The organism is Sphingomonas sp. F9_3S_D5_B_2 (assembly GCF_054263715.1).
The window spans coordinates 768,807-787,903 of sequence record NZ_JBSZFB010000001.1; the positions used below are offsets into that span (position 1 = coordinate 768,807).

Here is a 19,097-nt window from a genome sequence, read left to right on the forward strand (position 1 = left end):
GCGATGACGCCGCGCCCGATCCTCTCCGCCGAAGTGATGCGCGCTGCCGAAGATGCCGCAATCGCGGCGGGAAGTACTGTCGAGCAATTGATGGAGCGGGCCGGGGCGGCGCTTGCCGAGGCAGCTTACCGGTACGTGGGGCCGCGAGAAACGCTGATCCTGTGCGGGCCCGGTAATAATGGCGGCGACGGATATGTCGCTGCGCGCCATCTGGCTGAGCTGGGCGTCGAGGTCCGGGTGGCAGCACTTGCCGAGCCAAGGACGGACGCGGCGAAATGGGCGAGAGAGCAATGGAGCGGCCAGGTCGAGCCGCTCTCGAATGAGACCGCCAGCGCTCCCTTGTTGATTGATGCGCTGTTCGGAACAGGTCTGAAGAGAGGCCTGCAAGAAAATGCTTTCTTGGCCTTTCAACATCTCTGCGATCGCGCAGTCGTGCGCGTCGCCTGTGACGTGCCGAGCGGCGTGGAGACGGACAGCGGCGCCGAGCTGGGGCGCGTCCCAAGGTTCGATCTGACGGTCACCTTCGGGGCTCTGAAGCCTGCGCACCTACTGTTTCCGGCGATGACGAAGTGCGGCCGCGTGGCCTTGGCCGACATCGGGGTGGCGGCGGAAGCCGCATGGCACGAGATTTACGCTCCCGAGCTCCCGCGGCTTGATCCTGGCGCACACAAGTACACGCGCGGGCTGGTGCATGCGCTTGCCGGGACCATGCCCGGCGCCATAGCCCTTTCCGCGAGCGCTGCGGCGCGGTCAGGCGCAGGGTATGTGCGGGTGAGTACGTCGAAACCGATCCAGGGTTTGCCCGATGCCGTGGTGCAGATGGATACGGCACCTGTGAACGACGAACGGATCGGTTGCCTGCTCGTCGGGCCGGGCCTGGGCGACATCCCCCAGGTGCTGACGCTGGCGCTGACGTCACGGGCGCCCAAGGTGATCGATGCCGACGGGATCACGCACCTCGGCGAGCCGGAGCGCCTGAAAGGTCAGGACGCGATCATCACGCCCCATGAAGGGGAGTTCCGGACGCTGTTCGGCCAGCTGCCCGGCTCGAAGCCGGAGCGTGCGTTAGCCGCAGCGCGCGTGAGCGGCGCTGTTGTGGTCTACAAGGGGCCGGATACGCTGGTCGCTTCGCCAGATGGGCGCTTGGCCTTTGCGCCTCCGGCCCCTGCGTGGCTCGCTAGTGCCGGAACGGGTGACGTGCTGGCGGGAGTGATCGCCGCAATACGCGCGAGGGGACTTCCGGCATTCGAGGCAGCCTGCGCGGGGGTGTGGTTGCACGGGCGAGCGGCGGAGATCGCCGGACCGGCGATGATCGCGGACGATCTGGTGCAGGCGATTCCGCGCGCACTCGCCCTTCTCGCATGAACGAACTGGTAGTTCGCATCGCGGCGCGCGGCGACGGCGTGACCGAAAGCGGGCGGCACGTTCCCTTCGGGGTGCCCGGAGATGCGTCGCTCGACGATGGTGCGCTGGCACCTGGGAAGCACCACCAGGAGCCGCCTTGCCGTCACTTTCCGGAGTGCGGCGGGTGCCAGCTCCAGCATGCCGACGACGAGGCTTACCAAGGGTACCTTGTGTCACGCGTCGAGAATGCGCTGGCCCAGCACGCACTTGCGACGGAGCTTCGGACGCCGCACCTGTCCCCCCCGAAGAGCCGGCGGCGAGCGACGCTGCGGGCGCTGAAGGTGGGCAAGGGCGTTGCACTCGGCTTCAATGCCGAGAAGTCGCACCGCATCATCAATATGCGAGAGTGCCATATCCTCCGGCCCGAGCTGTTCGCACTGGTCGCGCCGTTGCGGCAGCTTCTAAGCGAACTGCTGGAGCCGCGCAGGACGGCGGAGGTACAGCTCACGCTCGTCGACCAGGGTGCCGACGTCCTTCTGAAGGGTGTTGCGGTCGAAGGACTGCAGGCGATCGAGGCGCTGACGTCCTTCGCGACGGAGTGGCGGGTGGCTCGAATGAGCCTGGACCAGGGGCTCGGCCCGGAGACGCAGTTCGAGCCTCGACCGGCGACGATCACGCTGTCCGGTGTTCCGGTGACGTTTCCTGTCGGGAGCTTTCTTCAGGCGACTGCGGACGGCGAGATTGCGCTGGTCGAGGCTGTGCGTGAGGCAGTCTCAGGCGGAGGGAGGATCGCCGATCTCTTTGCCGGGCTTGGGACCTTCGCGCTTGCGGCGGGCGCCGCCTACGCGGCGGAAGCCTCCCGCGATGCTGCCGCGGCACTGAAGCGGGCAGCTCCAAGCATCGCCGTCGAACACCGCGACCTCTATCGGCGGCCGCTCGCAGCCGACGAGCTGAAGCATTTCGAAACTGTCATCCTGGATCCGCCGAGAGCGGGAGCGGAAGAACAGGTTCGCGCATTGGCCGGGTCAACAGTGCGGCGGATTGCCTATGTGAGCTGCAACCCGGCGACCTTCGCCCGTGACGCGCGGGTCTTGGCCGACGGCGGCTACAGCCTCGACTGGGTCCTCCCCGTGGGGCAGTTCCGCTGGTCGACTCATGTCGAACTTGCCGCCTGCTTCAGTGGCCGAGGATGAGCCTCAGTGCAGAGTGCGTGGTGAGGCCAAGCAGGCAGAGCGTCGCGCCGAGGAATAAAGGAAAGCGAACCTTCAGGACGTTGACGGTTGACTGCACGACGCTGTGCACGACCCGGAAGCCGACATAGCCCCAGGCGAGATATACGTTGATTGGCGAATCGAAGCGCATGATGATCAGCGCGAGCACGATTGCGTAGAAGACCGTGGGCTGCTCCATCAGGTGCACGTAATTATGGGCCGGCCAGTGCGCCTTGCCGGGCATGGCGCGCTCGAGGTCGGCGCCGCGGCTGCCGTCCGGAAGATCGCGGCCGCGCAGCATCGGCGCTCGCTTGGCCGCCATCCACACGAACATGACGATCGACCACGCGACCAGCGCGACGATCGGTCCGAGTAATGGACTGTGCTCCATGAAAAAACCCTCCCCCGTTGCCAGGGGAGGGTGCTTCAGTTCCGGTGCTTAGGCAACGGCGACCTTAGTCGAACAGTTTCGCGAAGCGGCGCTTCTCGCGGTTCTTCCAGGCGCCGCGGTGGTAGGCGTCGCTGGCGAGCAGCGGCAGCACCGAGGTAGCCTCGGCAAAAACCATCTGCTCCATGGCCGTGGAGACCTTGCCCCAGCTCGCCGCTTCCTGAAGCGTCGAGGAGGAACAGGCGCCGTCGCGAACGTCGGCAACCGTGATCTGAACGGCGTACTTGTGAACCTCGACGTCATCGTGACCGAGGATCTCGGCGCAGACGACGGTGTCCTGCGTGAAGTTCTTCGGAACGCCCCCGCCGATCATCAGCAGGCCAGTGGTGCCCGCTTCGATCTTGAGGTTCGTCAGCTCACGGAAGTCGGCGATCGCGTCGAGCACCATGTAGGGCTTGCCGGCCTTCATGGCGTCGACCTGGTGCTTGACGAGCCCGAAGCCCGCCGAGCTGTCGACGAACGCCGGGCAGAAGATCGGCACGTCGTTCTCGTAGGCGAGCTGGACGAGGCTGCCCTGCTTCTTGGCGTTCCCCTCGCTCAGCCACTTGCCCATCTCCCGGATGAACGCGCGGCTGCTGTAGGCGCGAGGCTCCAGGCTGTTGGCGATCGCACCGATGGTGTGGTCGCAATCCTGCAGCTTTTCCTCGTCGATGTAGGTGTCGTAGATGCGATCGATATAGAGCGAGCGCAGCGTGTCATCGTCAGGGATTTCATTGGCTTGGAAGTGCTTGTGGCCAAGCGCTTCGAAGAAATCCATGTCGACGATGGTGGCACCCGTGGCGACGATCGCATCGACCATGTTCGAGCGGACGAGCTCGGCATAGAGGTCCATGCAGCCGCCGGCTGAGGTCGAGCCCGCGATCACGAGGATCACGGAGCAGTCCTTGTCCTCCAGCATCGTGTTGTAAATGCCGGTAGCGCGCGAGAGGTCGCGGCTGGTGAAGCTCATCTTGCCCATCGCGTCGACGATCGGGCGAGCGTCAAACTTGGTGATGTCGATATGCTCGACCGGGCTCGACAGCAGCTCCTGCTTGCGGGTGTCGTTGATCTTGGTTTCGGCGTTCATTCCCAACTCCAATAGTGCTCGCCCGCCGACGCGGGGGAGACCAAGGCAAGGCATGTCGTTCTCGTTTGGAGGGGACAGCCTCACCCTCCGCTTCCCTCCGGCACGCTGGCCGGAGGGTGTCTCGTCTAGAGCGTGACCACGTTCGAGCGGGTCCGCTCACCGATGCCGGCGTAAAGGCTCGCCATCGGCTCGTCGCTGACGACGCGGGACAGGCCCACGCCGAAGCCGTTGAACTGGGTACGCATCGCGCACCCGTAGGCGCCGAGCATACCAATCTCGATATAGTCGCCCGGTCCGATGTCGGCGGGCAGCTCGAACGGGCCGGCCATGCGATCGAGGTCGTCGCAGGTGGGACCGTAGAAGCTGAACGGCATTGGCCGGACGGTGGATTCGTGGTCGCGGACCAGCTCGACGGGATAGCGCCAGTTGATGTGCGCTGCATCGAAGAGTGCGCCGTACGCGCCCTCGTTGATGTAGAGCTCATCGCCGCGGCGCTTCTCCACGCGGACCAGAAGGCTCGCATATTCGGCGCACAGGGCCCGTCCCGGCTCACACCACAGCTCGGCCGAGTAGCTGATCGGCAGCGCTTCGAAAGCCGAGTGGATGACCGAGAAATAGGTCTCGAGCGGCGGCGGCTCCATGCCAGGATAGGATGACGGAAACCCTCCGCCAACGTCCACGATGTCAACCGTGACGGCGGCATCGACGATCGCGTCCCGAACCCGCGACATGGCTTCAGCGAAGGCCGCCGGCGTCATCGCCTGGCTGCCGACGTGGAAGCAGATGCCGAGCGCGTCGGCCGCCTGGCGAGCCGCGAAGAGCAGCGCCTTCACGTCGACCGGGTCGGCCCCGAACTTGGAGGCCAGGCTGAGCTTCGCATGCTCCGAGCTGACGCGGATGCGGACGACCAGGTTGAGATCGGTCGCAGCAACGCCTTCGCTAGCCGTCGCGCAGACGATCTTCTCCAGCTCGTCCATGGTGTCCAGGCTGAACGTGCGCACGCCATGCTCGAAATAGGCCTCGGCGATGGCTTCCTCGGCCTTCACCGGGTGCATGAAGCACAGCACTGCCTCCGGCAGCGTGTCGTGGACCAGCCGGACTTCGCCGATCGAGGCCACGTCGAAGTGCGTGATGCCGGCATCCCACAGGATGCGCAGCAGCTCCGGCGCCGGGTTCGCCTTCACCGCATACAACGAGCGACCCGGGAACTTGTCGACGAAGAAGTGCGCGGCGCGGCGCGCAGCATGCGGACGCAGCAACCAGACCGGCTCGGCCGGACGCAGCTTGAGGAGATCGGCAGCGTTTCCGCGGCCGGACGGGGCGGCAGCTAGCCCCAGCGCGCGATGGTGCGTGTGCAACTCAAGGGACCTCCAACGGGGTAGTTTGGACAAAGCTGCCTTGCGGTTGGAAGTCCCATGGGGCAGCGGGGCGCGATATATGGAGGGGGTACCCCCAAGTAAAGGTTTTTTGCCCCCGCGTTGATCCGGCGCGGCGAGATCTGTCGTTGCTGTGCAACAGTTGGTCGAAAGGACTGAAAGATCAAAGACTTGAATGAGACAGTCACGCGCGAGGACGTGCTCGCTGCGCGTAAGCGGCTTGCCGACCTGGTGGAGCGGACGCCGCTGATGGAAAGCGATGTGCCGGGCGGGCAGATCTGGCTCAAGTGCGAATGCCTTCAGAGGGGGGGTGCATTCAAGCTGCGCGGGGCGACCAATCGCCTGCTGCAGCTAACCGATGAAGAACGGCAACGCGGCGTTGTCGCCTTCTCATCGGGCAATCACGCGCGCGGCGTGGCGATAGCCGCCCGCCGGATCGACATCCGGGCCGTGATAGTGATGCCCGCCGATGCTCCGCAGGTAAAGATCGACGGAACGCGCGGAGAAGGGGCGGAGATCGTCTTTTACGACCGGCGCACGGAGAGCCGAGAGGAGATCGCGGGCAAGATTTCCGCTGAGACCGGTGGGATCGTGGTCCCGAGTTTCGACGATCCCGCTGTCGTCGCCGGGCAGGGCACCGCGGGGCTCGAGATCCTGGATCAGCTGGCTGAGCTAGGGCAGGGCGCGCCGACCCGAATCGTGATCCCTTGCGGCGGCGGCGGCCTGGCGTCGGGAATCGCTCTGGCCTGCCCGGATGCGGAGATCGTCATCGTCGAGCCGGCCGGCTGGGACGACATGGGCCGCTCTCTTGAAGTTGGTCATATCGTGCCGGTGGACTCCGATGCATCGCCCACCCTGTGCGACGCTCTCCAGACGCCGCGGGTCGCGGAGCTAACCTACGAGATCTTGAAAGACCGGGGCGCACGCGCGCTAAGCGTCACCGAGCAAGAGGTCGAGGCGGCGGTCCGCTTCGCGTTCGAACGTCACGGGCTTATCGTCGAACCCGGCGGAGCGGCGGCGTTGGCGGCACTTCTGACGGGCAAGGTTCCCGTGGACGGCGTCACCGTGGCGTTGGTTTCCGGCGGGAACATCGATCCGGCGCTGCATGCCCGGATTGTCGGCGGCTAAGCGGCGCCGCGCGCCTTGTACTCACCGGGGTCGAGTTGGGCGGGGCTGGAGCGCTCGACGGCGCGGGTGAGCTCTTCCAACTCCGCAGCGAGCGTCTTGAGTTCGGCAGCAAGGAAGCGGCGATCATCGCCGGGAACGGACTCCGAAGCGTCGATCAGCGTGTCGAGCATCATCGAGATGCACGGCAGGATCGTCTCCTCAATCCGCTCGAACGCCTCTTCGAGACGCGCCTGGTCGATTCTTGCCATGCGCGCGAATGTGCCCGAGGGCGGTTAAACCTTGGTGAAAATCGCGTAGTTCATGGATCAGGTCACGTCAGGCGCACTCGCGCTCGCCATCATCGCGAGCTTCATGCTGCTCGTCGCGGGTGCCAAGCTCGCGACGGATCGGCAGACCCGCTTGCGCGGCGTCCTGATGATCGTCGCGGCCGCCGTGCTGGTTACGAACGTGATGATCTGGACGGTATAGCCACCCGCTTGGGGTCCGTCGCCAAGCGCATGTCGAGGTACTCGTCAACCGACTTCATCAGCAGGTCGAGCTCGTTGGCGAAGAAGTGGTTGGCGCCGGGGATCACGTCGTGATTGATGGTGATGTGCCGCTGCGTGCGGAGCTTGTCGACGAGCTTCTGGACTGCGCTCGGAGTAACGACCTCGTCTGCTTCGCCCTGGATGATGATTCCCGAAGACGGGCAGGGCGCGAGGAAGCTGAAGTCGTACATGTTAGCCGGTGGCGCGATCGAGATGAAGCCGCGTATTTCCGGGCGCCGCATCAGCAGCTGCATTCCGATCCACGCACCGAAGCTGACCCCGGCAACCCAGGTCGTCTCCGCTTCGGGATGAATGCTTTGCACCCAATCGAGGGCGCTCGCGGCATCCGAGAGCTCGCCGACGCCATTGTCGAAGAGGCCCTGGCTCTTGCCGACGCCCCGGAAATTGAAGCGGAGCGTCGCAAAGCCGCGCCGGACGAATGTTTGGTAGAGCAGTTGGACGAGCTTGTTGTTCATCGTGCCACCCGCCTGCGGGTGAGAGTGAAGGATCAGCGCGACGGGCGCTCGGGGACGGGTGCCCGGATGGAACCGGCCTTCGAGGCGGCCTTCGGGACCAGGGAAAATGACTTCGGGCATATTCTGCAGGATGCTCGCGCAAGAGAAAAGTCGGCCTGCCGACGGGTGCGCCGCGGCGGCGGCTCCTATATAGGGGCGGCCCTTGATGTGGCAATCAGCAGGAACTGACTGGCTTTGACGGCTTCCGACCGCCTCTATCTCGATCATGCCGCGACCACTCCTGTGCTGCCGGAGGCGCGTGCCGCGGTGGCCGAGGCTCTTGCACTCTGGGCCAACCCGAACTCGCCGCACGCGGATGGCCGAGCGGCGCGAGCCGCTCTCGAGACGGCTCGCCGGAGTGTGGCCGAGGCACTGGGCTGGCGCCATGACGTCATTTTCACCTCGGGCGCGACCGAGGGGCTCGCAATCGCCGCCAGTCGTACGAAGGTGCCGGGCCGGGCTTATGGCGCCACGGAGCATGACGCGGTCGGGGCCGCGATGGGCCGGGCCAAGGTCATAGCGGTAACTGCCAACGGGCGCATCGACATGGCGGCGCTGGGCGAGGCGATTGCGGACGATCCTGCCCTCATCGCCGTCCAGCACGTGAATAACGAAACCGGAGTCATTCAGCCGATCGGCGAAATCCTGGATCAAGTGCACGCGGCAGGATCGCTGCTCCTGGTCGATTGCGCCCAGAGCGCCGGCAAGCTGCCGCTGCCGGAGGCGGACTTCATTGCAATTTCCGGTCACAAATTCGGAGCGCCGCCGGGCTGCGGGGCACTGCTGGTGCGTGACACCGCCATGCTCCGTCCGAGCGGTGGGCAGGAGCGCGGCTATCGACGAGGAACGGAGAACTTGCCTGCAGCTGCGGCAATGGCGGCGGCACTTACCAGCGGAGCCTTCGCTGCCGCTCGAACGCGGCTTTCGGCCCTTCGCGAGAACATCGAGGAGGCGCTCGCCGCATCCGGTGCGATCGTCATTGCTGGAGCATCCGAGCGAAGCCCGTTCATCGGCGGGTACGCCCTGCCGGGGGTCGCCAGCTCGAGCCAGCTGGTCCAGCTCGATCTCGCGGGCATCTCTGTGTCGGCGGGCAGCGCCTGCTCGTCGGGCAGCATGAAGCCGAGCCGAGTGCTTGCAGCGATGGGCATTGCAGCCGAGATCGCGTCATCGGTCGTGCGCGTGAGCTTTGGGCCGCTGACGAGCGAGGCCGATATCGAACGTTTCCTCGGTGAATGGCGCCGCATTGCCGAAGGCGCACCGGCACGCGCCGCATGATCTACCTCGATTACCAAGCGACCACCCCTGTAGCGCCCGAGGTGGCCGACGCGATGGCGCCGTGGATCGCCGACAACTTCGCTAACCCGCACTCGCCGTCCACGCAGGCACGGCAGGCAGCAGCTGCCATCGAGGTGGCGAGAGCGCAGGTCGAACGGGCAATCGGCCTGAGTGGCGGCTCGGTCGCGTTCACCGGAAGCGCGACGGAGGCGCTCAACTGGGCGCTGAAGGGTACGATGGAGCGGGCACCGCGAGGCCGCAATCGGATCGTCACTGTGGCTACGGAACACGCGGCTGTGCTCGACGCCTGCGAGTGGCTCGCGGGACAGGGTGCTGACCTGACGGTGCTGCCGGTGTCGAGCGAGGGCCTGATCGATCTCGAACTGCTCGATCGGGAACTCGATGAGCGCCTTGCAATCGTTGCCGTCATGCTCGTCAATAATGAGATCGGTGTAATCCAGCCGGTTGCAGAGATTGCGACACGCGCTCACGCCGCCGGCGCCTTGATGCTTTGCGACGCCGTGCAGGGCCTCGGGCGTGTAACGATCCCGGAAGGGCCGGACCTGATCGCCGTCTCAGCACACAAGATGCATGGTCCGAAAGGGATCGGCGCTTTGTGGATGCGCAATGGGGCCGGGCCGGCGCCGCTGATCCACGGCGGCGGGCAGGAGCGGGGGCTAAGGTCCGGCACGCTGTCGCCGGCACTGTGCGTGGGCTTCGGTGCCGCTGCGAAACTTGCCCTCGAACGGCGGGACGAAGACCAGGCGCACGTCGAGAAGCTCTGCAGACGCGCATTGGACACGCTTGGGCCGGAGTGGACGATCAATGGTAGCGCCGATCATCGCTATCGTGGGAACCTCAACATCCGGCGGCAAGGCCTTGATGCGGCTCGACTAGTTTCCGATCTGCGCGATATCGCCTTCTCGCTCGGTTCGGCGTGCGCCAGCGGCTCCGGCAGGCCAAGCCATGTCCTGCGCGCGCTTGGGCTGACGCCGCAGCAGGCCCGACAGTCGATTCGGATCGGCTTCGGCCGCAACACCACGGAGGCCGATCTCGTCGACGCTCTGTCGCGGATCGACGCTGCTGCCCTTGCCCAGGAGAACATCGCGGCGTGATCACGGTGCGATTTTTCAGGGCGGACGGGACCCTGGACAAGGAAGTTCAAGCCGAAGCTGGCCAGAGATTGCTCGATGTTGCCTGGGCCGCTCGAGAGCCGCTGGAGGGCGCTTGTGAGGGCGTCATGGCCTGCTCAACGTGCCACGTGATCGTCGATCCCGGCGACTTCGAGAGGCTGCCACCGGCGCAGGAGGAAGAAGAAGACCTGCTGGACCTCGCCGCGCACGCGGTCCGCACGTCACGTCTGGCGTGCCAGATCGTTCTGCACGAGGAGTTGGCGAGCCTCAGCGTGCGCATACCGCCGGCTGCCACAAACTGGATGGGACGCTAGTAGCGCCCCATTCCGGGCATCTGCGGGACTTCGGACGTTGGCATGGTGGGTGGTGGGCTGCCTGGCTCCTGAGTCCGGTGCGAGCGGCGAGCGTTCGATCGCGCACCCGAGCGCGCCACATCGAGCTCCGCGAGCGTCAGACGGCCGTCCTTGTTGAGATCGAGCAAACGGAACCGCTTCTCGGCGGCCGTCTGAAATTCCTGGGTCGAAACGCCGCGGTCCAGGTTGGTATCTGCCGCTGCAACGGGCTCCGGGATGCTGAGCACTCCGAGGCGCCCCCCGCCAGCGGCTTCATCGTCGCCGCTCTCGAGGCCGTCGCTCCCGCCCATTCCGACGCGGACCTCTGGCGCTACCACGGTTTCGTAGTGATCGAGCTCATCAGGGTCGATCTCGCCGTCGTGGTTTGCGTCGAGCGTCAGAAAGAACCGCTGTGCGTCCTGTTTTAGCTCGTCGGACGTCAGGAAGCCGTCGTGGTTCGAATCTCCCTGTTGGACCCAGCCGGCGAGCCCATCAGCGGACGTGCGAAACGGCTCCCCCATGGGGCTGATGAAAGCACGACCGCGTCCGACTGCAGGCGGTGCTGCTGGGCGCTGGACAGGTAAGGTGCCAACCGGCTGCACTGCGGCCACGGCTGCAAGGAGCAAGATGGGTGCGGGCATGACAACGTCCTTACGTGATGGCGCCTGTTGCCTCGCCTCCATAGGTTGAACCTTCAGTGAAGAACAACCGCCCGGCACATGAACTTGCGCCAGACCGCTCGCTCGCCCATATGCCCGCGCGGAAGTCGGCGGACGGCGCTGTCGCCAACCTGGTCAGGTCCGGAAGGAAGCAGCCACAACGATTTCGTGCCGGGTCGTCGGCTTCCACCTTCCCGCACAGTGGCACAGCAGCGCCCAGCCTTCTCGCATTAACGGCCGTGAACCCTTAGACCGACCGTGATGGACGACGCCGAATCGCTGGGCCTTGGGCTCGACTTGCCAGAGCAGCCTCAAAAGGCGGCGGAGAACCCCGCTTATCGCGTGCTTGCCCGCAAATACCGGCCTCAGACCTTCGCCGAACTCATCGGCCAGGACGCCATGGTCAAGACTCTTGCGAACGCCATCGAGCGCGGCCGTATCGCCCATGCCTTCCTCCTCACCGGCGTTCGCGGCGTCGGGAAGACCTCAACTGCCCGGCTGATTGCCAAGGCCCTGAACTGCGTTGGTCCGGACGGGCAGGGCGGCCCCACGATCACGCCGTGCAACGTCTGCGCACCTTGCCGCTCGATTGCTGAAGGGCGGCACATGGACGTGATCGAAATGGACGCCGCGTCGCACACCGGCGTCGAAGACATCCGCGAGATCATCGATGCGGTCCGCTATGCTTCGGTCAGTGCGCGTTACAAGATCTACATCATCGACGAAGTCCACATGCTTTCGAAGAACGCTTTCAACGCGTTGCTAAAGACTCTTGAGGAACCGCCTGAGCACGTGAAGTTCCTGTTCGCGACGACGGAAGTGAACAAGGTACCGGTCACGGTGCTGTCGCGCTGCCAGCGCTTCGACCTGCGTCGCATTCCGGCTGAGACCCTCGCCGACCATTTCGCGCAGGTGTCTGGTCTGGAGGGTGCCGAAGTAGAGCCCGAAGCTATTGGAATGATTGCCAGGGCGGCCGAAGGGTCGGCGCGCGACGGGCTTTCCATTCTCGACCAAGCCATCGCGCATGGGGCGGGCGTCGTTAGCGCCGATGAGGTCCGCGACATGCTTGGGCTTGCGGATCGCGGCCGGATTCGCCGCCTGCTGGAACTCACGCTAGCCGGTGACGTCCCGGCAGCACTCGCCGAACTGGACGAGGCGCACGCGCTGGGGATCGATTCGGCGCAACTCCTGCGCGGGATGATGGAGGCGCTGCACTCAGCCTCGCGCACCAAAGGCGGCGCCAAGGCAGACGCGCTCCAGTCGAGCGAGGAACTGGAGTCCGCACAGCGGCTTGCGGCGCAACTGTCCTGGGGAACGCTGCACAGGCTCTGGCAGATGCTTCTCAAGGGGTTGGAGGACGTGGCGGTCGCGCCTGACCCTCGCGAAGCGGCCGAAATGGCGTTGCTGCGCCTGATCCATGCCGCCGACCTGCCCGACCCCGCATCCCTGATGAGCCGGCTAGCAGGCGGCGGCGCTGTCGCTTCGGCGGGCGGCGCTCCGGCAGCGAGCGCCAAATCGCCCGCGCCCGCAGCGCAGCTCCCTGCCGATTTCAGATCTCTTGTGAAGACGATATCCGAAGCAGGGAAGCACCTGCTTGCGCAACAGCTTCATGACCTCGTCGGCGTTGTCCGCTACGCGCCACCGGAACTCGTTCTGAAGCCGACGCGCCCGCTTGGGGCGGATTGGCCGCGAGACCTGACGGTTGCGCTGAAAGCAGCGACCGGCGCGACTTGGCAGGTGAGCCTTTCCGACGAAGCGGGTGAGCCGTCGCTCCTCGATCAGGAGAAAATTGCCGAGCAGCGCGTTCGCGCGGATGTACTTGCCGATCCGAATGTTCGTGCCGTGATGGACGCGTTCCCGGATGCGGAGCTAGAATCCTACTCAAGCAGAGGCGCCTGAAATGCCCGAAATGCCGGACTTCGACGAGATCATGAAACTTGCGCAAAATGCGCAAAGTGAGCTTCAAAAGGCGCAGGACAATCTCGACAAGATCGAGGTGGAAGGGCTCGCCGGCGGCGGCCTCGTGACCATCCGCGCGACTGCAAAGGGTCGAATCCTCGGCGTCAACATCGAGGAGAGCCTGCTTGCGCCTTCGGAAAAGACGATGGTCGAAGACCTGATCGCCGCTGCAATTAACGATGCGCGGGCCAAGGCGGACGCTGCGGCGGCGGGCGAAATGCAGAAGATGCAGAGCACGCTGCCACTGCCGCCTGGGTTCAAGCTGCCGTTCTAAGGGTGGAAATCGGTCGCGCAGTCCACTAACTCGGGCGCAACCCCGAACTTCTGAAGGACGTCCGCGACCCCATGGCCGCTCAATATGCTTATGTAATGAAGGACATGACCAAGTCCTTCCCCGGCGCCCAGAAGCCGGTGCTGAACCACATCAACCTGCAGTTCTACCACGGCGCCAAGATCGGGATCGTCGGGCCGAACGGCGCCGGCAAGTCGACGCTGATGCGGATCATGGCTGGGCTCGACAAGGATTTCTCGGGCGAGGCCTGGCCCGGCGAGAACATCACCGTCGGATATCTGGCGCAGGAGCCGCAGCTCGATCCGAGCAAGAATGTGCTCGAGAACGTCAAGGACGGCGCTCGTGAAGTCGCGGACATGGTCGACCGCTTCAACGCCATCTCGGCCGAGATGGGCGACCCCAAGGACGACACCGACTTCGACGCGCTGATGGAGGAGATGGGCGAGCTCCAGGGCAAGATCGACGCGGTCGATGGCTGGACGCTCGACAACCAGCTCGAGGTCGCAATGGAAGCGCTGCGCTGTCCGCCGTCCGACTGGCCGGTGGAGAACCTGTCAGGCGGTGAGAAACGCCGGATCGCGCTCACGCGCCTGCTGATCCAGAAGCCGTCCATCCTGCTGCTGGACGAGCCGACCAACCACCTCGACGCCGAGAGCGTCCAGTGGCTGGAAGCGCACCTCAAGGAATATGCCGGTGCGGTGCTGATGATCACCCACGATCGCTACTTCCTGGACAATGTGGTGAGCTGGATCCTCGAAATCGATCGCGGCAAGTATTTCCCGTACGAAGGCAATTATTCGACCTATCTCGAGAAGAAGGCGAAGCGCCTTCAGCAGGAGGAGCGCGAGGAGTCCGGGCGCGAGAAGGCGATCCGCGACGAGCTCGCCTGGATTCGGCAGGGCGCGAAGGCGCGTCAAACCAAGTCGAAGGCGCGTATTGCCAAGTTCGACCAGCTGGTCGCGGCTCAGGAGAACCGCACGCCGGGCAAGGCCGAAATCCTCATCCAGATCCCGGAGCGCCTCGGTGGCAAGGTGATCGAGGCCAAGAACATCACCAAGTCTTATGGCGACAATTTGCTGTTCGAGGACCTCTCGTTCAACCTGCCGCCGGGCGGCATCGTCGGAGTGATCGGACCTAATGGCGCCGGCAAATCGACGCTGTTCAAGATTATCACCGGCCAGGAGACGCCGGACACCGGCGAGATCGACATCGGCCCGACGGTGCATCTCGGCTATGTCGACCAGAGCCGCGATCACCTGGATGGCAGCAAGAACGTCTGGGAGGAGATCTCTGACGGGCTCGACTATATGAAGGTCAACGGTCACGACCAGTCGACGCGCGCCTATGTCGGCGCCTTCAACTTCAAGGGCCAGGACCAGCAGAAGAACGTCGGCAAGCTGTCCGGCGGTGAGCGCAACCGCGTCAACATCGCCAAGATGCTGAAGCGCGGGGGCAACGTTTTGCTGCTCGACGAGCCGACCAACGACCTCGATGTCGAGACGCTCGGCGCGCTTGAGGAAGCGATCGAAAATTTCGCCGGTTGCGCGGTCGTCATCAGCCACGACCGCTTCTTCCTCGACCGGCTTGCCACGCACATCCTCGCCTTCGAAGGCGACGCTCATGTCGAGTGGTTCGAGGGCAACTTCGCAGCCTACGAGGAGGACAAGGTGCGCCGCCTTGGTGAAGAAGCGACCCGGCCGCACCGGATCACGTATCGCAAGCTCACCCGATGAAGGACGCTTCGCCGCTGGTGCGGACGGACTTCAGCTCGGACGGAAAGTGGGGCGAAATCCTCGCACTGGCGACTGCGGAGACGCCGGAGGGTTTCCGGGCCGAGCTGGAACCCCTCGAGGATCCCTCACTGGATGGCAAATCGCCCAAAGCGCTGATCGATGCCGGGCGCTGGGGATCGGCGCGAGTGCTGTTCGTGGTGGACGCACACACGCTCGACGACTGCGAGTGCAGCATCGCCTGCGTCGATCTGTCGTCAAAGCCCGGACGGACTTTTCGCGCGGTTCCGTCCGCGCTTTGGGGCGTCGAAAACAACGTTCGGCTCGGGAACATGGAATTTGACGAGTTCGCGGACGCTGCCGACGAAGGCGGCATGTTCCGCGGCTTCTGACGTCCCTTCCGGAGGGAACCAGAAAGCGCTCCCCCTGTTCACGAATGGGTGAACTCGACAGCTCAAGGCATTCACCTGTTCGGCGTCCCGCTGATCGGCGCGACCTCGCAGAACCTGCACAAGGTCGTGCTGACGATCGTGTTCCTGCTTGGTGCGTGGCTGCTGACCAAGATCCTGCGCGCGATCCTCCACCTGTTCATCGGCAGCCGGGCGGGCACGCGCTTTCAGTTTTGGGCCAAACAGGGCGTGAGCCTGGTGCTTGCCGGAATCGTCATGCTTGGCATCCTGTCGATCTGGTTCGACAACCCGGCCCGCCTCGCAACGGCTCTGGGACTGGTGGGTGCGGGCGTCGCCTTCGCCCTGCAGCGGGTGATCACTGCGGTTGCCGGCTATTTTGTGATCCTGCGCGGCAAGAACTTCAACGTCGGTGATCGCATCGTCATGGGCGGCGTCCGGGGCGACGTGCTCGACCTGAGCTTCATGCAGACCCGGATCATGGAGATGGGCCAGTCCCCGAAGGAGCAGGGCGATGCGCCGTCCATGTGGATCCGCAGCCGGCAGTTCACGGGCCGCATCGTAACGGTGACCAACGACAAGATCTTCGACGAGCCGGTCTACAACTACACCCGCGACTTCCCGTATATCTGGGACGAGATCAACCTGCCGGTGAAATATGGCGACGACAGCAACCGCGTCGAGCAGATCTTGCTCGCTTCGGCTCGCCGTCACGCGCTTACGCACGAGCAGATTGGCGACAAGGAGGTGCATCGCCTCAAAGACGCGTTCGGTATCGACATCGGGGACGTGGATCCGCGCGTCTACTGGCGCATGACCGACAACTGGCTGGAGCTGACCGTCCGCTTCCTCGCCCCTGACCACGGGATCAGGCCCATCAAGGATGCAATGAGCCGCGAAATCCTGGCCGGATTGAATGACGCGAAGATCGAGATCGCGTCCGGCACATATGCGATCGTGGAAGTGCCGCCGCTGAAAATAGAAATGGCGGTACCGCCGGCTGCCTAGTCGGAGAGAGTGTCGGCCAGTTCGTTAGCGGTGCGCTCGAACCCGCTCGCCATCGTTGCGAGCATCTCGCGTGTCGCGGCGTCATACATTGCATCAGCAATACGCCGGCAATGATCGGCTTGTCCGCGCAGTGCCGTTTCCTGCTCCTCAGTGACGTCGACGAGCATGTTCACCGCGCCTTTGAAGCTTCCGTCCGGCCCAAACAGCGGTGTGGGATAGGGTCGGAATGCGGCCCGGGTGCCGTCAGGGCGCAACGCTACGGCCACGGAGTCCCGGATCGGGCGGCGCTTGCGGATCGCCTCGGCCATCGGGCACTGGTCATGCGGAAGATGATCACCACTCGTGGTGTAGATCTTCCACGTCACGCACCAGCGATCCTGCCCGAGCTGCGGCTCGCGACCTGCGAAAGCAACACAAGACCGGTTCCAGTAGGTGACCGAACCGTGTTCATCCGTGACATAGACGGGCGAAGGTATGGCATCGAGTACCGGACGCCAGTTGCTGCCATTCTGGAGAGCTTCGACGGCGGAATCGACGAGCTCTTGGGGGGTTGCGCGGGCAGGCATGATTGACGGGGATCAGGTCCTATAATCTAGGTGAATCCAGAACCGCTGTTGCAGATACAAGTTCCGGGCGCGTGCTGCTTAGTCGGTCACTGTGGCGAGCCGACAACAGGTAACCTCCGCTTCGAGGGCGCAGATCAACGCAGGCGCTTGACCAGGAGGCCGCCGTCAGCGCCGGCCTTCACTTCGAAATTGGGCACCGCCTTGATGAGGTCGGACAGGCGAGTGAAGCCGTAGTTGCGGGCTGCGAAGCTTGACACGGCCTTGGCGCGCTGGCCGAGTTCCGAAAGCGGCGTGTAGCCTTCCTCGTCGCGCTTGGACGCCTTGTAGGCCGATCCGAGCACCTGCAGCAGCTCGGTGTCGACGGGGCGCTGGCCCGCGGTCGTCTCCGGCTGTTCCAAATCCGCTTCCTTGTCGAGAGCAAGGGCGCCAACATCGAAGAAACGCGAGCAGGCCTGCTGGAAGGACACGGGGGTCTTCGCGGTGCCGAAGCCATAGACCTGGAGCCCGTCCTCCCGGATGCGCTGCGCGAGCGGCAGGAAGTCACTGTCGGAAGACATGATGCCGAAACCGTCGACATTGCCGCGGTAGAGGAGGTCCATCGCGTCGATGGTCATGCGCATATCCGTCGCGCTCTTGCCCTTCACGACATCGAACTGCTGCATCGGCACGATGGAATGCAGGCCGGTCAGTTCGCCCCAGCCTTTCAGGCTCGCCTTGGCCCAATTGCCGTAGGCGCGGCGGATGTTGATCGTGCCAAGTTCACCGAGGACGAGCAGCACCTCGTCGAGGTGATCCGGCGAGGCATTGTCGGCGTCGATCAGCAGCGCAATATTCTGTTCGGTGTCGCCGTGGCGGTCCGGCATGGTGTTGTCCCTTGTCTTGCAGGGCCTGTGTATCGCGCTGGCGCGGAATGGCCACACCCCGACGCCGAACGGTGCCGCGGAACAACAACAGTTGATCGATGCGGGAACGAAACGCCTTCTGAAGCAATAATGCCTGACAGGGGGCGTGTATCGGAAGGGACTGGACGATGAGGAACATTGGAATTGCGGCAGCACTGGTCGCCAGCGTAGCGGTGACCGGCTGCGCCACTCAGCCGGGATATGGCTATGACCCGTATTACGGCGGCGGCGGCGGATATCAGAGCGGCTACGGCAACAACTCGCGGGCCGGCAACACGGTCGCGGGCGCGGCAATCGGCGGCGCTGCCGGCGCGATCGCGGGTGCTGTTCTCCCGGGCGTCAGCACGGGCACGGGCGCCATTGCGGGCGCAGTCCTCGGCGGCGTGCTCGGCGCGACCGTCAACGGCCGTCAGTACTACCGCGACACGCGCGGCTACTGCTACTACGTCGATCAGTACAACCAGCCGCACTACAGCTACGACGTACGCTGCTAGTTAAGGCGAGCGGCAGCCTTCGGGCTGCCGCTTCCGTTTCTGGGAATCCTGTCAGGCGGGGCGGAAGTCTTCTTCTGCCTCGTCCAGCAGGTACAGGCGCCCCTCCGCGATGGAGAAGTGGGCGCCGTGCAACTTCAACTCGCCGCTCTGCTCCCGCTCTGCAATCCACGGGAACGTGCGCAGGTTCGCGAGCGAAACCTTCACCGCCTCCTGCTCCATGTCGAGAAAGGCGTTCCGGTCCAGCTCTGGATGCCGCGCCCGGACGCGATCGCGAGCGCCGCTGAGCATCTTAACCCAGTCAGCAATGAAGTGCCCTTCGCCGGGCGGCGTGTCCTCGAACTGGCCGGTCAGCGCGGCGGCGCAACCTCCGCACAGGCCGTGTCCCATCACCATGATCTCACCGACTTTGAGCTGGTCGACCGCAAACTCCAGTGCCGCTGACACGCCGTGGAAGCCGCGGCTGGTCTCGTAGGGGGGGGCGAGGGCGCCGATGTTGCGAACAACGAACATCTCGCCCGGTCGGGCGTCGAAGATCTGCGCCGGATCGACCCGGCTGTCGGCGCACGAAAGAATCATGACCTTTGGGCTCTGGCCCTCGGCCAGTTCGGACCAGCGCTCACGCTCCCGGGCCCAGTCCTTGTCGCGGAAGCGGCGGTAACCTTCGATCAGCTTGGAGAGGTATGGCATGGCCTGCGGCTAACCGCTACAGGGCAGGGGTGGCAAGG

At 64.7% G+C, this 19,097-nt stretch carries 22 protein-coding genes and 1 other RNA gene; 14 read left to right on the forward strand and 9 right to left on the reverse strand.

The annotated features are described in order from the left end of the window. Positions 1-3 precede the first annotated feature (3 nt). Both ACUXST_RS03630 and ACUXST_RS03635 read left to right on the forward strand, forming a co-directional pair. Positions 4-1,365 carry an NAD(P)H-hydrate epimerase gene (locus ACUXST_RS03630; RefSeq protein ID WP_458388577.1) on the forward strand — a complete coding sequence of 454 codons (1,362 nt, stop codon included), beginning with the start codon at positions 4-6 and terminating at the stop codon, positions 1,363-1,365. Then, the gene (locus ACUXST_RS03635; protein WP_458388578.1) at positions 1,362-2,537 is read left to right on the forward strand and encodes a class I SAM-dependent RNA methyltransferase; all 1,176 of its coding nucleotides are present in this window, start codon (positions 1,362-1,364) and stop codon (positions 2,535-2,537) included. The genes ACUXST_RS03630 and ACUXST_RS03635 overlap by 4 nt, the downstream gene beginning before the upstream one ends. Here the strand turns inward: ACUXST_RS03635 and ACUXST_RS03640 are convergent. The 3 genes from ACUXST_RS03640 to ACUXST_RS03650 all read right to left on the reverse strand — a co-directional run bounded on the left by ACUXST_RS03640 (position 2,521) and on the right by ACUXST_RS03650 (position 5,427). Further along, positions 2,521-2,946, reverse strand: a complete 426-nt coding sequence (locus ACUXST_RS03640; RefSeq protein ID WP_458388579.1) for an MAPEG family protein — start codon at positions 2,944-2,946, stop codon at positions 2,521-2,523. The two genes, ACUXST_RS03635 and ACUXST_RS03640, sit on opposite strands and share 17 nt — an antisense overlap. A gap of 64 nt (positions 2,947-3,010) precedes the next feature. After that, positions 3,011-4,069 (reverse strand): 1,9-bis(guanidino)-5-aza-nonane synthase, encoded by a 1,059-nt coding sequence (locus tag ACUXST_RS03645; protein ID WP_458388580.1) that lies wholly within the window; start codon positions 4,067-4,069, stop codon positions 3,011-3,013. A gap of 125 nt (positions 4,070-4,194) precedes the next feature. Further along, positions 4,195-5,427: a type III PLP-dependent enzyme gene (locus ACUXST_RS03650; RefSeq protein WP_458388581.1), complete on the reverse strand. Its 1,233-nt coding sequence runs from the start codon at positions 5,425-5,427 to the stop codon at positions 4,195-4,197. A gap of 189 nt (positions 5,428-5,616) precedes the next feature. Here ACUXST_RS03650 and ACUXST_RS03655 point away from each other — a divergent pair, with 189 nt between their 5' ends. Beyond that, positions 5,617-6,573, forward strand: a complete 957-nt coding sequence (locus ACUXST_RS03655) for a threonine ammonia-lyase (RefSeq protein WP_458388582.1) — start codon at positions 5,617-5,619, stop codon at positions 6,571-6,573. Here the strand turns inward: ACUXST_RS03655 and ACUXST_RS03660 are convergent. Next, complete coding sequence (locus ACUXST_RS03660) at positions 6,570-6,821, reverse strand: hypothetical protein (RefSeq protein WP_458388583.1); 252 nt, start codon at positions 6,819-6,821, stop codon at positions 6,570-6,572. The genes ACUXST_RS03655 and ACUXST_RS03660 overlap by 4 nt on opposite strands. 52 nt (positions 6,822-6,873) lie before the next feature. Between ACUXST_RS03660 and ACUXST_RS03665 the strand changes: the two genes are divergently transcribed. After that, positions 6,874-7,041, forward strand: a complete 168-nt coding sequence (locus tag ACUXST_RS03665; protein ID WP_458388584.1) for a hypothetical protein — start codon at positions 6,874-6,876, stop codon at positions 7,039-7,041. Here ACUXST_RS03665 and ACUXST_RS03670 read toward each other — a convergent pair. Continuing rightward, positions 7,013-7,696, reverse strand: coding sequence for an alpha/beta hydrolase (locus tag ACUXST_RS03670; protein WP_458388585.1), 684 nt, complete (start codon positions 7,694-7,696; stop codon positions 7,013-7,015). The genes ACUXST_RS03665 and ACUXST_RS03670 overlap by 29 nt on opposite strands. Positions 7,697-7,810: 114 nt before the next feature. Between ACUXST_RS03670 and ACUXST_RS03675 the strand changes: the two genes are divergently transcribed. Genes ACUXST_RS03675 through ACUXST_RS03685 form a run of 3 tightly spaced genes read left to right on the forward strand, consistent with a single transcriptional unit; the run spans position 7,811 to position 10,337 of the window. After that, positions 7,811-8,890: a cysteine desulfurase family protein gene (locus ACUXST_RS03675; RefSeq protein WP_458388586.1), complete on the forward strand. Its 1,080-nt coding sequence runs from the start codon at positions 7,811-7,813 to the stop codon at positions 8,888-8,890. Continuing rightward, positions 8,887-10,005, forward strand: coding sequence for a cysteine desulfurase family protein (locus tag ACUXST_RS03680; protein ID WP_458388587.1), 1,119 nt, complete (start codon positions 8,887-8,889; stop codon positions 10,003-10,005). Before ACUXST_RS03675 ends, ACUXST_RS03680 begins: the two co-directional genes overlap by 4 nt. Then, a complete protein-coding gene (locus ACUXST_RS03685; RefSeq protein ID WP_458388588.1) occupies positions 10,002-10,337 on the forward strand; it encodes a 2Fe-2S iron-sulfur cluster-binding protein in 336 nt (111 codons plus the stop codon). Before ACUXST_RS03680 ends, ACUXST_RS03685 begins: the two co-directional genes overlap by 4 nt. Here ACUXST_RS03685 and ACUXST_RS03690 read toward each other — a convergent pair. After that, entirely contained in the window at positions 10,334-10,876 is a 543-nt protein-coding gene (locus ACUXST_RS03690; protein ID WP_458388589.1) for a hypothetical protein, read from the reverse strand. The two genes, ACUXST_RS03685 and ACUXST_RS03690, sit on opposite strands and share 4 nt — an antisense overlap. 237 nt (positions 10,877-11,113) lie before the next feature. Between ACUXST_RS03690 and ffs the strand changes: the two genes are divergently transcribed. The 6 genes from ffs (at position 11,114) to ACUXST_RS03720 (ending at position 16,410) form a co-directional block, all read left to right on the forward strand. After that, an RNA gene (ffs, locus tag ACUXST_RS03695) (signal recognition particle sRNA small type) lies at positions 11,114-11,208 on the forward strand. Between the two features lie 67 nt (positions 11,209-11,275). Further along, a complete protein-coding gene (locus ACUXST_RS03700) occupies positions 11,276-12,913 on the forward strand; it encodes a DNA polymerase III subunit gamma/tau (RefSeq protein WP_458388590.1) in 1,638 nt (545 codons plus the stop codon). Positions 12,914-12,923: 10 nt separating this feature from the next. Further along, a complete protein-coding gene (locus ACUXST_RS03705) occupies positions 12,924-13,247 on the forward strand; it encodes a YbaB/EbfC family nucleoid-associated protein (protein ID WP_458389004.1) in 324 nt (107 codons plus the stop codon). A 71-nt stretch (positions 13,248-13,318) separates the two neighbouring features. Then, on the forward strand, positions 13,319-14,998 hold the full coding sequence (ettA, locus tag ACUXST_RS03710; protein WP_458388591.1) for an energy-dependent translational throttle protein EttA: 1,680 nt from the start codon (positions 13,319-13,321) through the stop codon (positions 14,996-14,998). Beyond that, the gene (locus ACUXST_RS03715; RefSeq protein WP_458388592.1) at positions 14,995-15,387 is read left to right on the forward strand and encodes a DUF6924 domain-containing protein; all 393 of its coding nucleotides are present in this window, start codon (positions 14,995-14,997) and stop codon (positions 15,385-15,387) included. The genes ettA and ACUXST_RS03715 overlap by 4 nt, the downstream gene beginning before the upstream one ends. A gap of 48 nt (positions 15,388-15,435) precedes the next feature. Further along, a complete protein-coding gene (locus ACUXST_RS03720) occupies positions 15,436-16,410 on the forward strand; it encodes a mechanosensitive ion channel family protein (RefSeq protein ID WP_458388593.1) in 975 nt (324 codons plus the stop codon). Here the strand turns inward: ACUXST_RS03720 and ACUXST_RS03725 are convergent. Together ACUXST_RS03725 and ACUXST_RS03730 are read right to left on the reverse strand one after the other, a co-directional pair. Continuing rightward, positions 16,407-16,976, reverse strand: coding sequence for a PAS domain-containing protein (locus ACUXST_RS03725; RefSeq protein ID WP_458388594.1), 570 nt, complete (start codon positions 16,974-16,976; stop codon positions 16,407-16,409). The two genes, ACUXST_RS03720 and ACUXST_RS03725, sit on opposite strands and share 4 nt — an antisense overlap. 134 nt (positions 16,977-17,110) lie before the next feature. Further along, positions 17,111-17,839 carry an NYN domain-containing protein gene (locus tag ACUXST_RS03730; RefSeq protein ID WP_458388595.1) on the reverse strand — a complete coding sequence of 243 codons (729 nt, stop codon included), beginning with the start codon at positions 17,837-17,839 and terminating at the stop codon, positions 17,111-17,113. A 167-nt stretch (positions 17,840-18,006) separates the two neighbouring features. Between ACUXST_RS03730 and ACUXST_RS03735 the strand changes: the two genes are divergently transcribed. Next, entirely contained in the window at positions 18,007-18,372 is a 366-nt protein-coding gene (locus ACUXST_RS03735) for a hypothetical protein (protein ID WP_458388596.1), read from the forward strand. Between the two features lie 51 nt (positions 18,373-18,423). Here the strand turns inward: ACUXST_RS03735 and ACUXST_RS03740 are convergent, their stop codons facing one another. Continuing rightward, a complete protein-coding gene (locus tag ACUXST_RS03740; protein WP_458388597.1) occupies positions 18,424-19,059 on the reverse strand; it encodes a carbonic anhydrase in 636 nt (211 codons plus the stop codon). Positions 19,060-19,097 lie beyond the last annotated feature (38 nt).